Source organism: Pantoea dispersa (assembly GCF_019890955.1).
In the GTDB taxonomy this organism is placed as follows: Bacteria; Pseudomonadota; Gammaproteobacteria; order Enterobacterales; family Enterobacteriaceae; genus Pantoea; species Pantoea dispersa.
Map to the genome: position 1 here is coordinate 3,908,387 of NZ_CP082346.1, position 13,802 is coordinate 3,922,188.

Annotated in this window: 14 protein-coding genes; 10 read left to right on the plus strand and 4 right to left on the minus strand. The window is 54.4% G+C overall.

Annotated features, from left to right (window positions below; all coding sequences use genetic code 11):
- Window positions 1-24: 24 nt before the first annotated feature.
- Window positions 25-534, minus strand: coding sequence for a hypothetical protein (locus tag K7H94_RS18235; protein WP_141497145.1), 510 nt, complete (start codon window positions 532-534; stop codon window positions 25-27).
- Window positions 501-1,325 carry a winged helix-turn-helix domain-containing protein gene (locus K7H94_RS18240; protein WP_222951440.1) on the minus strand — a complete coding sequence of 275 codons (825 nt, stop codon included), beginning with the start codon at window positions 1,323-1,325 and terminating at the stop codon, window positions 501-503. The genes K7H94_RS18235 and K7H94_RS18240 overlap by 34 nt, the downstream gene beginning before the upstream one ends.
- Before the next feature lie 262 nt (window positions 1,326-1,587).
- Here K7H94_RS18240 and K7H94_RS18245 point away from each other — a divergent pair, with 262 nt between their 5' ends.
- The 6 genes from K7H94_RS18245 (at window position 1,588) to K7H94_RS18270 (ending at window position 7,117) form a co-directional block, all read left to right on the plus strand.
- Complete coding sequence (locus K7H94_RS18245; protein ID WP_021507096.1) at window positions 1,588-2,451, plus strand: YicC/YloC family endoribonuclease; 864 nt, start codon at window positions 1,588-1,590, stop codon at window positions 2,449-2,451.
- A gap of 607 nt (window positions 2,452-3,058) precedes the next feature.
- Window positions 3,059-3,982 carry a kdo(2)-lipid IV(A) palmitoleoyltransferase gene (gene lpxP, locus K7H94_RS18250; protein WP_215800502.1) on the plus strand — a complete coding sequence of 308 codons (924 nt, stop codon included), beginning with the start codon at window positions 3,059-3,061 and terminating at the stop codon, window positions 3,980-3,982.
- Between the two features lie 53 nt (window positions 3,983-4,035).
- Entirely contained in the window at window positions 4,036-5,178 is a 1,143-nt protein-coding gene (locus K7H94_RS18255) for an alanine racemase (RefSeq protein ID WP_222951441.1), read from the plus strand.
- Between the two features lie 121 nt (window positions 5,179-5,299).
- Window positions 5,300-5,695, plus strand: a complete 396-nt coding sequence (locus K7H94_RS18260) for a hypothetical protein (protein WP_021507099.1) — start codon at window positions 5,300-5,302, stop codon at window positions 5,693-5,695.
- A gap of 436 nt (window positions 5,696-6,131) precedes the next feature.
- Entirely contained in the window at window positions 6,132-6,398 is a 267-nt protein-coding gene (locus K7H94_RS18265) for a hypothetical protein (protein ID WP_222951442.1), read from the plus strand.
- 74 nt (window positions 6,399-6,472) lie between these two features.
- A complete protein-coding gene (locus K7H94_RS18270; protein WP_222951443.1) occupies window positions 6,473-7,117 on the plus strand; it encodes an oligosaccharide flippase family protein in 645 nt (214 codons plus the stop codon).
- Window positions 7,118-7,196: 79 nt separating this feature from the next.
- On the opposite strand, the gene K7H94_RS18275 is transcribed toward K7H94_RS18270, so the two are convergent.
- The gene (locus K7H94_RS18275; RefSeq protein WP_058759435.1) at window positions 7,197-7,886 is read right to left on the minus strand and encodes a response regulator transcription factor; all 690 of its coding nucleotides are present in this window, start codon (window positions 7,884-7,886) and stop codon (window positions 7,197-7,199) included.
- 288 nt (window positions 7,887-8,174) lie between these two features.
- Between K7H94_RS18275 and K7H94_RS18280 the strand changes: the two genes are divergently transcribed.
- Window positions 8,175-8,792, plus strand: coding sequence for a trimeric intracellular cation channel family protein (locus K7H94_RS18280; protein ID WP_031279636.1), 618 nt, complete (start codon window positions 8,175-8,177; stop codon window positions 8,790-8,792).
- On the opposite strand, the gene ligB is transcribed toward K7H94_RS18280, so the two are convergent.
- Window positions 8,706-10,475, minus strand: coding sequence for an NAD-dependent DNA ligase LigB (gene ligB, locus K7H94_RS18285; RefSeq protein WP_222951444.1), 1,770 nt, complete (start codon window positions 10,473-10,475; stop codon window positions 8,706-8,708). The genes K7H94_RS18280 and ligB overlap by 87 nt on opposite strands.
- 238 nt (window positions 10,476-10,713) lie before the next feature.
- On the opposite strand from ligB, the gene gmk reads away from it, so the two are divergent.
- The 3 genes from gmk to spoT are packed head-to-tail and all read left to right on the plus strand — an operon-like array spanning window position 10,714 to window position 13,802.
- Entirely contained in the window at window positions 10,714-11,337 is a 624-nt protein-coding gene (gene gmk / locus K7H94_RS18290) for a guanylate kinase (protein ID WP_021507104.1), read from the plus strand.
- A gap of 57 nt (window positions 11,338-11,394) precedes the next feature.
- Window positions 11,395-11,670 (plus strand): DNA-directed RNA polymerase subunit omega, encoded by a 276-nt coding sequence (rpoZ, locus tag K7H94_RS18295; RefSeq protein ID WP_021314198.1) that lies wholly within the window; start codon window positions 11,395-11,397, stop codon window positions 11,668-11,670.
- Window positions 11,671-11,690: 20 nt separating this feature from the next.
- Window positions 11,691-13,802, plus strand: a complete 2,112-nt coding sequence (spoT, locus tag K7H94_RS18300) for a bifunctional GTP diphosphokinase/guanosine-3',5'-bis pyrophosphate 3'-pyrophosphohydrolase (protein ID WP_222951445.1) — start codon at window positions 11,691-11,693, stop codon at window positions 13,800-13,802.

Genomic DNA, 13,802 nt, shown 5'->3' on the forward strand with positions numbered 1-13,802 from the left:
GGATAAATTTGTGAGATTCACCCATCATTTCATGCAGATGATTGTGGGATTGAAATTATTGCCCAGAACATACTTTTTATTCTGCAGTCGATATATCCATCCATAATTGATATGCCCTAACGACAAACCGGCGGAGGTATAGCGGGCAATACTTTCATCATCGGCACGATTACCAAGATTATAGGAAAGTGATGTCGTTTCACTACGCAAGACTGAACCTGTGAAACCATATTTTAATTCGAATGAAACATCCACAGGTTCACGTGAAAGAAGCTTATGATCCAGTCCATAATAGCTTATAATACCGTTGTAATTTCCTGTAGCATGTAAAAAACGATTCTGGACTTTCCAGACACCGCGTGACACAACGAGTCTCTCCGCCTCATGTGTAATAATCATGGAATCAGATTCACAATCAGGCAAACGTCTGTTGACGATTAACCATAGCGTTAAGGCCAGTACAAATAATAGCGTTAACAGTCCACCTAAAATAATGAACATCACTCTGCGACGTAGGACATAACTGAACGACATAGCGCATTCTCCTTTTCAATGGGACGCTGACAAATAAACCAGCTAAATCGATCAATCATCTTATCGCTATGAATATAAATATGATTTTCATTATCTTCAAGACTGATTAAGTGCAAAATCTCCTTTTTAATAACAGGCAAAGAATGCTCAATTTTATCCATATGAGCTTTCGTTAAGTCCTGCTGAATATACCAATGAAGAGAGTTTTCCACCCGATACTCTTGATATCGAACATCAACCACCCCTTTAACATCGAAAATCTTAATCCCCATTAACGAAAAGATAAGGAGAACGATACCGCTACTTATTACGCCGATAAAGGTAAACAAAACGTGTCTTATGGCGCTGTGGCTTCCTGGCTTTCTTCGTTTAAATAAATGCCAATAGCTTCTGGCCTTTACATTCGAAAGTTTATTAGCATCCAGAACGCCCAATGGTTTTTCATCATGAGGCTCAATGACAGGGATAAGTGATTTAACAATAATGTCATCATTTAGCCTGTAACCTTTCCTGTGCATCGTAACAAACAAATCACCTTCAATATTAAAATGTGAAAATTGTTTGCGTAATGTTGACAGAACCTGGCGCAGCGAATTATCCGTGACAAGTACCCCCTGATTTCCCCATCCTTCTCTCAACAGCGCTTCACGGCTAATAACATCTCCGGGATTATGCATGAATAATGACAAACAGCGCGATGCACTCGCGTTGAGTTGTAAAGTCACCTTTCCTTTATTTTCAAGCGTCCTGCTTTCCGGATTGAATAATATCTCATTATTAATCAGCCACATAATAACCTCAAAACAAATCGAACTGACTAAACACACTCAGTAACAGCGTAACAGGCGACACAAAAAACAATTATCTTAAATACATTATTCTTAATTATTAATCTATTCCTGCCTGGTGATAATTAATGAAGAGTAAATTAATCATTTATAAATTAAGTTTTTTTATTATTAATACAGCCCAAATATCCCCATGAATTTATCTACCATGCACAAGCCACCCTCGCTATAATTCGAAGAACATTTCCTGAATGAGTAGAAGCTTATGATCCGCAGTATGACCGCATACGCCCGCCGTGAAGCCAAAGGCAGCTGGGGCAGCGCCGCCTGGGAACTGCGTTCCGTCAACCAGCGTTACCTCGAAACCTATATCCGCCTGCCGGAGCAGTTTCGCAGCCTGGAGCCGGTGATCCGCGAACGCATCCGTAACCGCCTGACGCGCGGCAAAATCGAGTGCAACCTGCGATTCGACGCCGATGCCAGCGCCCAGGGTGAGTTGCAGCTGAATGAGTCGCTGGCTAAACAGCTGGTGCAGGCGGCGAACTGGGTGAAGATGCAGAGTGATGAAGGCGCGATTAACCCGCTGGATATTCTGCGCTGGCCGGGCGTGATGACCGCGCAGGAGCAGGATCTGGACGCCATCAACGCGGAACTGCTGGCAGCACTGGATGGTGCGCTGGACGATTTCATCATTGCGCGTGAAAGTGAGGGCAACGCGCTGAAAGCGCTGATCGAACAGCGGCTGCAGGGCGTGACCGAGCAGGTCAGCAAAGTGCGTGCACAGATGCCGGAAGTGCTGAAATGGCAGCGTGAGCGTCTGGTGAGCAAGCTGGAAGAAGCCGAGGTTCAGCTGGAGAACAATCGCCTTGAGCAGGAACTGGTGATGATGGCCCAGCGTATTGATGTAGCCGAAGAGCTGGATCGCCTCGATGCGCACGTGAAAGAGACTTACAACATTCTGAAGAAGAAAGAAGCCGTCGGCCGCCGCCTCGACTTTATGATGCAGGAGTTCAACCGCGAGTCGAACACGCTGGCATCGAAATCGATCAATGCGGACATCACCGCCTCAGCGATTGAGCTTAAGGTGTTGATCGAACAGATGCGCGAGCAGATTCAGAACATCGAGTAACGCTTATCTCTCTATAAAGCCCTGCTCAGGGCTTTATCTTTCCTTGCTAACAGCAGCCATCACGCCGGTTTGTATAGCGCCTGGTTGCTGGATCGCACGGTTTTACGGCCTGCCCACAGGTATGCGGCAACATTATGCTGCACATCGTAGCCATACGGTAAGCCTGTTTGATCTATAGCGCTTCCGCATAGACACAATAGTGTCTGATCATGGCTTTTTTAGCGCCAAATGGACATTACTGTGTCTGAAACTGGCTTACAGAAGCTGCCAGCCAACGCAGTAGACCAATATTTAATTTTCGCAATGTAAGGATTATTGCCTGAATGATGAACAACTGTGTCTGTTACTGACCGAAAATGACATATAAATCTGGCCAGCCAATCCAACAACCTGTTGTTTTTACGCAGTTTAAACCCAATCCGATTTCATTCTCACGCCAGTTAGTGCACGATCTATCAATCATCTGAATCCTGAAGATTGCAGAGTTTACATATCTTATACGGCACTATTTGCTAAAGTGCCGGTCGTAATAACTACAGTTGTACCGCACCGGGAACCATGGACCGACTTCTTCGCGCGTTACATTCACTCCTGACATGAAGGCGCTATGAAGAAAACCGGGCAGTTCTGTTCCAAACTTTTGCATCCCCGCTACTGGTTTACCTGGTTCGGGCTGGCAGTGCTCTGGCTGCTGGTGCAGCTCCCCTATCCTTTATTAATCCGGCTGGGTGTGACGGCGGGCCGGCTATCACGCCACTTCCTGAAGCGGCGCGAACGCATCACGCGGCGTAACATCGAACTCTGCTTCCCGCACATTAATGAAGACGAGAAAGAGGTGATGATTGCCGGCAATTTTGAGTCGCTGGGCATGGCACTGGCGGAAACCGGCATCGCCTGGTTCTGGTCCGATGCGCGCGTGCGACAGCTGTTTCAGGTGCACGGCATCGCCAATCTTCAGCTGGCGCAGAGCCAGCAGCGCGGCGTAATGGTAATTGGCGTGCACTTTATGTCGCTGGAGCTGGGTGGCCGTATCACCGGACTGTGCCAGCCGATGATGGCCATGTATCGCCCGCACAATAATCAGGCGATGGAGTGGGCGCAGACCAAAGGGCGCATGCGATCCAATAAAGCAATGATTGATCGACGCGATCTGCGCGGCATGGTTCAGGCGCTGAAACAGGGCGAAGCCGTCTGGTTCGCGCCGGATCAGGACTACGGCCCGAAAGGCAGCGTGTTTGCTCCGCTGTTCGCAGTCGAGAAAGCGGCCACCACCAATGGCACCTTTGTGCTGTCGCGGCTGGCGAAACCGGCGATGCTGACCATCGTGCTGATTCGTAATGCGCGCAAAGACGGCTATCAGCTGATCATTCAGCCGCAGCTGGAAAACTACCCGCATGATGATGAAGCGGCCGCCGCGGCGTACATGAATCGGGTGATTGAGAAAGAAATTCTGCGCGCGCCTGAGCAATATCTGTGGCTGCATCGCCGCTTTAAAACCCGTCCGCCAGGCGAAGCTTCACTTTACGTCTAACCGGCGCTCGTGAATGATAGTCCGCACCAAGACATAACCTGCGGACTATTATAATGGAACACTCTGAGACAGCAGGCTGGCTGCGACCGCTGCACGCCGACCGGCTTACGCCCTACCTGGAAGTTGATGCTGCGCGCCTGCAGCGTAACCTGCAACGGATGCAACAGAAAGCCGATGCCGCCGGCGTCGCGCTGCGTCCCCACATCAAAACCCATAAAAGCGTCTGGATCGCTGAACAGCAGCGCCAGCTAGGTGCGCGCGGCATTACCGTGTCGAAACCGAGCGAAGGCGTGGCTTTTGTGCACGGCGGGGCACGCGATGTACTGCTGGCTTATCCCGTGGTGCACGCCGCCGCGCTGACCGAACTGCTGCAGCTGGCGGCACAGCATCAGGCACGCATTACCTGCATCGCAGACTGCGCGGCGGGCGTGAGCGCCATTGTCGCCGCCCATCAGCAGCAGCCGGACTGCGCGCTGGCGATCGCCATTAAAGTGGATGTGGGTTTGCATCGCGTTGGCGTCGATCCGCATAGCGATAGCGCGCTGACGCTGGCGCAGCAGATTGTCGCCAGCGGATTGCCCTTCGCCGGGCTGATCTCGCATGCGGGTCATGCGTACGCTGCGGGTCATGCCACGGCGATAGCTGAGGTGGCGCAGCAGGAGATCGCGCTGATGCGTGACCTGCAACGGCGACTGCTGGATGCCGGTTTTGCCCCTTGTCCCATCTCGGTTGGCTCCACGCCCACGGCGCTGGCGGCACCGGTAGCCGCCGGCAGCGATGAAATTCGTCCCGGCAATTATGCCCTGCTGGATCTCACTGCCTGGCGTCTGGGCTTGTGTGAGGCGGATGCGCTGGCGTTAACGGTCGTGACGCGCGTGGTGGCCGTTAATCCTTATTACGCCATCATTGATGCCGGCTCCAAAATGCTGAGCTCGGACAAAGGCCCGCACGGCACCAATGCCAGCGGTTTCGGCATCGCGGTGGACGAGCATGGCCATCAGTATGAAGTGCAGAAGTTGTCGGAAGAGCACGGCTTTTTAACCTATGGCGAACATGCGCCTGCGGTTGGTGCCCTGCTGCGCATCTTCCCTAATCACAGCTGCGCGGTGGTGGCGCAATCCGATCGCTTCGTGCTGCGTCAGGCCGACGGCAGCGCCGGACTGCATGACATTCAGGGGCGTGGCCGTTTTATCTGACAAAAAACGCTGTTGCAGCACACTTCCGTCACCGGGCCGTTTGCAGTCCGGTGCCCTTCAGTTAAGGTGACAGGCAATGTTTCAGGTTTAATTTGTCGTTTACCTGCCCCGCGGAGGCTCCATGCTGCCATCTCAGACAGTGACGCTCACCATTCCCCGTAACTGGTTAGATCTGTACGAAACCATCTGGAAACCCGAATGTTTTGCGAAGTGGGCCAGCGGCCTGAGCAGCAGCACGCTGACGCAGGAAGGCCAGTACTGGAAAGCGAAAGGCCCGGAAGGCACAGTGAAGATTCGTTTCACTCCCTATAACCCGTTTGGCGTGATGGATCACTGGATTGACACCGGCAGCGGTAAAGAGATTTATATGCCGATGCGGGTCATTGCCAACGAGCAGGGTGCCGAAGTCGTCATGGTGGTTTATCGCCAGCCGCTGATGTCTGACGAGAAGTTCGCCGGGGATGTTGCCTGGGTAAAACGCGATCTTGAGCGCCTCCTTCATCTGTTAACCCATTAGAATCAATGCATTATCCCACCAGCCACCCTTTATCCTCCGCTGGACGCAATCGCTAAAAAGCGGCATTTTTTTCGCGCAGCGGTGTTTAACTGTTTCACCGCGCGCAAAGCGCATTTTCGCACCATTCACCAGTCTGGCTAAAGCGTCGTAACCGGGAAAATTCCTGGACGTGCCGGACTGGCGAGAGCTGAGTGCTTCTGATTTAACTCTGTTTTTTCCTGTGCGCTGACTTGTTCAACTTTGCAGCGCCATAAAAGGTGGAAAAGGACTAATAAATTGTAAAGACCAGAACTTATATATTCACATCCATATTCTGAAACCATTTATTCCTGCAGTCGATTTATAGGAGTTTTCTTATGGTGTTAATTTAAATAAAACAAGGTATAACTCGTTCACACACAGCAGTACTTAATAATAAAAACAGCAGGGACATAACATGGATCGCTCAACCTATCCTTTGTTATCTGAAAAAGAATTTGTTGAGATTGCCAGACGGATACTGGCCGGGAAATATAATAATGCAAAAGGATTTTATAACGATCTCGCGGATTTCCTCCTGACCGGAGGAGATACCGCGCAGACGCCACAACAATTACGCGCCAGGGGCATCATTTTATCATCAGAGCATCACTTAATTAACAGCATCGCGACGTGGCCGGCACTGAAAGGTATCTCAGGACTGCGACAGGAAGCGCTGCATTGATGTGATCTGTACTCTGGGCCGCCGCCCGGGTGAACCCTTAATTGCACTGGTACATGTACCATAATGAGCAGAGTATGGCGATACGCGAAAGAAATCTGGCCAGCGCCAAATGGTCAGTGTTGTCATCAATAAAAATCGTTGGCATTGGGGTATTACAGCTTTCACTGCTGGCGCAAATCCTGCAGGCAAATGAGCTCAATTTGCTCGCGATTGCCGTAGTGATCTTATTAGTGATTGATACACTAGCCGATCGCGGCTTCGGTAACGCACTTATTCGCTATCAAAGTTTAAATAACAGCGAACTCTCGACGCTTTACTGGGGTAATGTATTAAGCGGTCTATTTATTTTTGCCGCGCTGTTTATCGGCAGTGACATTTACAGCCGAGTAATGGGACAGCCGGAACTGGCAATTATGCTGGAGATGATTTCCGTCATCTTTATTATTATTCCGCAGGGGCAGCACTATCGCGCCATCCTGCAACGGGAAAAACAATTTACGCGCATTGCCTTTACGGAAACGTCTTCCGTGCTGGCAGGGCTGGCGGTCACGCTGTTTACCGTGTGGCTGACGCCGTCAGTGCTGTGCGCCATCTGGGGTTACCTGGCGATGGTTTCCATCAGAATGCTGATCTACTGCTACTACGGACGTCCCTGGTTCCAGCCGGAGTACCGTTTTAGCCTGAAAACTTTCGCCGCAGTGCGAGCAAGAAACGGATAATAACAACAAGTCTGTATGGTGGGCTCTGGGCATCTGCAAGATGCGTTCGCGTGCTGGTTACCAGCACGCTTTTTTCTTTTTATGCTTCCAGTAACTCTTCCAGCGAATGATAAGCCAGCTCGCTCAGCTTGCCATTGCGGTGCAGGCGCAGCCATCCCACCAGCATGCGCAGCTCATCAATCACCATAAACAGATCGGCCATGTCGTTTTTGCTTTTCACCTGCAGGCGGGTTAGCGCATTCAGCTTGTGTGCATTCACCGTTTTATGGCTGATACCGAGCCGGTTACCAATCTGCTCCGTGTTGTAGCCCCACGCCATCATCAGCAGCACCCGCAGCTGCCGGTCCGGTAGCAGAATGTCAGCCCCCTCCTGCAACTGCGGTATCCCGCCAGCGATACAGGCCAGCAGGCAACGACACAGCGCGGTGTGTGAGGACTTTAAATCGAGGACGCTGAGTCCGGGCAGATAACGACTGAGAGCGTGCATCATCGGCAACAGGCGTCGCGTCAGTACCAGCACCTGCATAGCCGGAAACTGCTGCTGCAGCGCATACAGCACTTTGAAGGTGCCACTCAGCGGCATATTCTCGTGAAAGATAAACACCAGCAAGCGGGGTCGCAGCTTTTCACACTGCGAGATGACGGTACTGAGCGACCAGAGCTCATGCACCCGGCAGCCTACCGGTAATGCCGTCAGCAGGCTTTCCAGCCCGAGTGCCGCCAGCTTATCGGAGGAGTAATAGAGGATGTCTTCGCTGTGTTTTTTCATGCCTGTCCAGAGTTGCTGCACGTCGCGCCCGTAAATGATGAGCCTGAATGAGCAGGCATTAATCAGGTACGACACATCATCGGCGAAACTTAAATCAGGGCCGATCCGCCGTCTCGCATCATTTTTATTGATGCGAAAACACCGGCCGATAACCGCGCTTCCTCTGTAACAAGCTCATTAGCAGGCTCGCCATTAAGATGGCTAATCCGAAAACATTTTTTTAGAAAATCTCAGTGGTCTACACTCTGGGAAATCTTTAGCCTTGCCGCCAGTTTACTGGAGTGCTCTATGTTATTAACCGTCCTGTACATCATTGGTATTACCGCCGAAGCAATGACCGGTGCGCTGGCGGCAGGCCGACGCAAAATGGATCTGTTCGGCGTCATTATTATTGCGTCAGTCACGGCGATTGGCGGCGGCTCGGTGCGCGATATTCTGCTGGGCCACTATCCGCTCGGCTGGGTGAAACACCCGGAATACATCATGATCGTCGCGGCGGCGGCCGTGGTCACCACCTTTGTCGCGCCGCTGATGAATCATCTGCGTAAAGTGTTTCTGGTGCTGGATGCGCTCGGTCTGGTGGTGTTCTCGATTATCGGCGCACAGGTTGCGCTGGATTCCGGCCATGCGGCGATCATCGCCGCCATCGCCGCAGTCATCACCGGCGTTTTTGGCGGCGTGCTGCGCGATATGTTCTGCAACCGCATTCCGCTGGTGTTCCAGAAAGAGCTGTACGCCGGTATCGCTTTTGCCTCCGGCTGGATGTATATCCTGCTGCTGAAAACGCCGCTGGCACATGAAGTGGTGGTGATCATCACGCTACTGTTCGGCTTCTTCGCCCGCCTGCTGGCGCTGCGCTTCCGCCTCGGTCTGCCGATTTTCAACTACCCCCACCCCGAGCACTGACGGCTGCGCCGGGATATTCTGCTGCTGCAGAAAGTGAATCAGCGACTGCAGGCGCGCATCCTGCAGCATCGTCACCAGCCGCTGTGCCAGGGCGTTGCCGATACCCGGCAGCTGCTGCCAGCTGTCGGCTGAACGCGCCAGCAGCTGCGACCACTGCGTATCGGGCAACGCCTGGAGCGCCGTGCGCGGCAGCGGTAAGCCCAGCGCGCTGATCCAGCGGCGCAGCGGCTGCTGGCGCGTCAGGTTAAAGCGATGCCAGATCTGCCGGGCGCGTACGGTCGAGATGCCCTGCGCCTGCGCAATCTGCTCTGGCGTGAGCGTCAGCCAGGAGAACAGGTGGCTGATGCTGCCACCGTCCAGCAGGCGCTGCCAGCTACTGCGCTGCATGCCAGCAATATCCAGCACCGACTTATGACTCAGCCAGCTGAGGCGCGACAGAAACTGCGCGCGACACCCTGTGCTGAAGTGCAGGCAGCTCAGCGGATTGAATACGTCGTCCTGTGGCGGCTGGGGATAGTCGCGCTGCGCCACGCGCCAGATCACCCGTTCCAGCCGCGGAATACCCAGCCCGGCCAGCGACAGCGTGACCTGATCGCCGGCGATCACATCCCACTGCTTCCAGCGACGCAACGAGCCCAGATTGACCCGCCGGACGGTTTTATCCTCCAGCTGCACCGGCTGCAGGTTCAGCACCACGGCAATTTTGCCGGTGCGTCCGACGTTGAAATCCACCGACAGCACCTCGCTGCTGACTTCGGCAGGCTGATATTTCCACGCGGCCGACCAGCTGCCCTGCCCGGGCTGCCAGTCGCGCCCGACGCGCTGCGGTGACTGATGAATCACCACACCATCGGTGACAAAAGGCAGCGGCTGGCGATACCAGCGCTCACGCCAGGCTGCGACCTCCTCTTCATTGCTGACCTGGCGACTCCACTGCTGCGTCAGGGCGAAGCCCCACTTCGTAAGCTGCGCCAGCCGCGCCTGCATCATCGGCGGCCCATCCGGCCATGCCCAGATAAACACGCCAATGCGCGACAGCAGCGGACTGGCTTCGCGCCGCATCATGGCGCCCGCCACCTGGGCGCGCGCATTCTGACCGCCATCGCGCGCCTGCTGGTGATCGGTCATCGTCAGGAACAGTTCACCCTGCAACACCACTTCCGCACGGTCGGTCGCGATATGCTGCGGGATCGCCGCAATGTGCGGTGCTTTCGCCAGCCACTGTTCACCGCGCAGTCCGTCGCCCCGGCTGATCAGGCCAGCCAGTTCGCCGTGGCGATACACCAGCGTCACCGCCACGCCATCGACTTTCGGCTGCACCCACAGTGCCGGTTTATCCTGCATCCAGTAGGCCACCGCCAGCTTGTCGCGCAGCTTGCGCACGCCAGTATGCGCCACCGGGTGCAGCGTGCTGCCGTCGGTGCTGAGCTGTGCCGCATAGCCGGGCAACGCCGGCGTGAAGCAGCGCTGCCACTGCTGTAAGCGCTGCTGCAGGCTGTCGTAGTCGGCATCGCTTACCGGGCTTTGCCCCTGACGGTAGTAGGCATCATCCCAGTGGCGCAGCTGGTTGTGCAGCACGCCCATCTCCTGTTCAGCGCGCACCGGTGACCAGTTGGGACAGACCGCCATCCCATTCGCACATCCCGCCAGCAACATCGCACCCAGCCATCTCCATCCTTTCATCGTCACCTCCTTTTTTGCTGATTGCAGCGTGCCGCAGCGAGTGACACCAGCGTTAAAAAGCCGATTGTGGAGCGAGGCTGACGGGTTTTTGTGCGAATTGCAGAAAGTTGCGCTGCCGCTGGAGGGCGCGCACAGAAAAAGAATTGCCGCGTGCGGGCGGCAAACGCTGCGTGCTGCGCTTAAGCCGTGTATACTGTGCAGGAAATCGACTCCGCTCTTTACTCAATTCAAGATAACCATGGCTCAAGGCACGCTCTATATAGTTTCCGCCCCCAGCGGCGCAGGTAAATCCAGCCTGATTCAGGCGCTGTTAAAGACACAACCGCTGTACGATACGCAGGTGTCTGTTTCTCATACCACCCGCGGCGTGCGCCCCGGCGAAGCGCATGGTGAACACTACTTTTTCGTCTCAAAGCCTGAATTCGAACGCATGATCGCCGAGGATGCTTTCCTTGAGCATGCGGAAGTGTTTGGCAATTATTACGGCACCTCACGCGCGGCGATTGAGCAGGTGCTGGCGACCGGCGTTGACGTGTTTCTCGACATTGACTGGCAGGGCGCGCAGCAGATTCGCCAGAGAATGCCGGCCGCCCGCAGCATCTTTGTTCTGCCGCCGTCCACCGAAGAGCTGGATCGCCGCCTGCGCGGCCGCGGTCAGGACAGCGAAGAGGTGATTGCCCGCCGCATGGCGCAGGCAGTGGCAGAAATGAGCCACTATGCCGAATACGATTATTTGATTGTTAATGATGATTTCGATCTGGCGCTGTCGGATCTGAAAACCATTATTCGCGCAGAACGTCTGCGTATGGGTCGCCAGAAAGCGCGACATGATGCTTTAATCAGCAAACTATTGGCAGTCTGAAGTCACTTTCAGTATTATGCCCAGTCATTTCTTCATCATCTGTGGAGTAGCACACCTATGGCACGCGTAACCGTTCAGGACGCAGTAGAGAAAGTTGGTAACCGTTTTGACCTGGTGTTGGTCGCTGCACGTCGTGCACGTCAGATGCAGGTAGGCGGCAAAGATCCGCTGGTTCCGGAAGAGAACGATAAAGCCACCGTTATCGCCCTGCGCGAAATCGAAGAAGGCCTGATCACCAACCAGATTCTGGATGTCCGTGATCGTCAGGAACAGCAAGAGCAGGAAGCCGCTGAGTTACAAGCCGTTACCGCTATCGCTGAAGGTCGTCGTTAACAGCACTCTGCAGGTCAACCTTGTATCTGTTTGAAAGCCTCAATCAGCTGATTGAAAAATACTTGCCTGAGGAGCAAATCAAGCGCCTCAAGCAAGCTTACCTTGTCGCACGTGATGCCCACGAGGGCCAGACACGCTCCAGCGGCGAACCCTATATCACCCATCCCGTTGCGGTTGCCTGCATTCTGGCCGAGATGAAGCTCGACCACGAAACGCTGATGGCGGCGCTGCTGCATGATGTGATTGAGGATACGCCCGCCACCTATCAGGACATGGAACAGCTGTTCGGAAAAAGCGTGGCCGAGCTGGTGGAAGGCGTTTCCAAGCTCGATAAGCTGAAATTCCGCGACAAGAAAGAAGCGCAGGCTGAAAACTTCCGCAAAATGATCATGGCGATGGTGCAGGACATTCGCGTCATCCTGATCAAACTGGCTGACCGCACGCACAACATGCGCACGCTGGGCGCGCTGCGTCCGGATAAAAAACGGCGCATCGCGCTGGAAACGCTGGAGATTTACAGTCCTCTGGCGCACCGCCTCGGTATTCATCACCTGAAAACGGAACTGGAAGAGCTCGGCTTTGAAGCGCTCTATCCAAACCGTTTCCGCGTGATTAAAGAGGTGGTGAAAGCGGCGCGCGGTAACCGTAAAGAGATGATTCAGAAGATCCTGTCGGAAATCGACGGGCGTCTGCAGGAAGCCGGCATTCCCTGCCGCGTCAGCGGACGTGAAAAGCATCTCTATTCGATCTACCGCAAAATGCACCTGAAAGAGCAGCGATTTCACTCGATCATGGATATTTATGCCTTTCGCGTCATCGTGAAAGACCTCGATACCTGCTATCGCGTGCTTGGTCAGATGCACAGCCTGTACAAACCGCGTCCCGGACGCGTGAAAGATTACATCGCCATTCCCAAAGCCAACGGCTATCAGTCACTGCACACTTCGATGATCGGCCCGCACGGCGTGCCGGTTGAGGTGCAAATCCGTACCGAAGATATGGATCAGATGGCGGAGATGGGGGTGGCGGCCCACTGGGCTTATAAAGAAGCTGGCGAAAGCGGTACCACCGCGCAGATTCGCGCCCAGCGCTGGCTGCAAAGCCTGCTGGAGCTGCAGCAGAGCGCTGGCAGCTCGTTTGAATTCATCGAAAGCGTAAAATCCGATCTGTTCCCGGATGAGATCTACGTGTTTACGCCGGAAGGCCGCATCGTCGAACTGCCCGCTGGCGCCACGCCGGTGGATTTCGCCTATGCGGTGCACACCGATATCGGCCACGCCTGCGTCGGTGCGCGCGTCGATCGCCAGCCGTATCCGCTGTCGCAGGCGCTGACCAGCGGCCAGACGATTGAAATCATTACCGCACCTGGCGCCCGGCCAAATGCCGCGTGGCTCAACTTTGTGGTGAGCTCAAAAGCGCGTGCCAAAATTCGCCAGCTGCTGAAAAACCTCAAGCGCGAAGATTCCGTTAACCTCGGCCGTCGTCTGCTGAGCCACGCGCTCGGCGGCAGCAAAAAGCTGGCCGAGATTCCGGCGGAGAATATTCAGCAGGAGCTGGAGCGTATGAAGCTCTCCAGCATCGACGATCTGCTGGCGGAGATTGGCCTCGGCAATGCCATGAGCGTGGTGGTGGCGAAGAACCTGCTGCAATCCGGTAGCGAACCGTCATCTGGCAGCAGCAAGCGCAGTAAAAAGCTGCCGATCAAGGGCGCTGATGGCGTGCTGATTACCTTCGCCAAGTGCTGCCGTCCAATCCCTGGCGACCCGATTGTCGCGCACATCAGCCCTGGTAAAGGGCTGGTGGTGCATCACGAATCCTGCCGTAACATTCGCGGCTACCAGAAAGAACCGGAAAAATTCATGCCGGTTGAATGGGATAAAGTGACCGATCAGGAGTTTGTCGCCGAGATTAAGGTGGATATGTTTAATCACCAGGGCGCGCTGGCCAACCTGACCGCGGCAATCAATACCGCAGGTTCGAATATTCAAAGCCTCAATACCGAAGAGCGTGACGGTCGCGTTTACAGCGCCTTCATCCGCCTCACCGCGAACGATCGCGTCCATCTGGCCAATATCATGCGTAAAATCCGCGTGATGCCGGACGTGATTAAAGTTCACCGTAACCGTAATTAG

What these genes read in the sequence shown, in the direction of transcription:
- K7H94_RS18240 (WP_222951440.1), bottom strand. Translation starts at nt 1,325, where the DNA reads ATGTGGCTGATTAATAATGAGATATTATTCAATCCGGAAAGCAGGACG.
- K7H94_RS18235 (WP_141497145.1), bottom strand. Translation starts at nt 534, where the DNA reads ATGTCGTTCAGTTATGTCCTACGTCGCAGAGTGATGTTCATTATTTTA.
- K7H94_RS18255 (WP_222951441.1), top strand. Translation starts at nt 4,036, where the DNA reads ATGGAACACTCTGAGACAGCAGGCTGGCTGCGACCGCTGCACGCCGAC.
- K7H94_RS18270 (WP_222951443.1), top strand. Translation starts at nt 6,473, where the DNA reads ATGGCGATACGCGAAAGAAATCTGGCCAGCGCCAAATGGTCAGTGTTG.
- lpxP (WP_215800502.1), top strand. Translation starts at nt 3,059, where the DNA reads ATGAAGAAAACCGGGCAGTTCTGTTCCAAACTTTTGCATCCCCGCTAC.
- K7H94_RS18280 (WP_031279636.1), top strand. Translation starts at nt 8,175, where the DNA reads ATGTTATTAACCGTCCTGTACATCATTGGTATTACCGCCGAAGCAATG.
- ligB (WP_222951444.1), bottom strand. Translation starts at nt 10,475, where the DNA reads ATGAAAGGATGGAGATGGCTGGGTGCGATGTTGCTGGCGGGATGTGCG.
- K7H94_RS18265 (WP_222951442.1), top strand. Translation starts at nt 6,132, where the DNA reads ATGGATCGCTCAACCTATCCTTTGTTATCTGAAAAAGAATTTGTTGAG.
- gmk (WP_021507104.1), top strand. Translation starts at nt 10,714, where the DNA reads ATGGCTCAAGGCACGCTCTATATAGTTTCCGCCCCCAGCGGCGCAGGT.
- K7H94_RS18245 (WP_021507096.1), top strand. Translation starts at nt 1,588, where the DNA reads ATGATCCGCAGTATGACCGCATACGCCCGCCGTGAAGCCAAAGGCAGC.
- K7H94_RS18260 (WP_021507099.1), top strand. Translation starts at nt 5,300, where the DNA reads ATGCTGCCATCTCAGACAGTGACGCTCACCATTCCCCGTAACTGGTTA.
- K7H94_RS18275 (WP_058759435.1), bottom strand. Translation starts at nt 7,886, where the DNA reads ATGAAAAAACACAGCGAAGACATCCTCTATTACTCCTCCGATAAGCTG.
- rpoZ (WP_021314198.1), top strand. Translation starts at nt 11,395, where the DNA reads ATGGCACGCGTAACCGTTCAGGACGCAGTAGAGAAAGTTGGTAACCGT.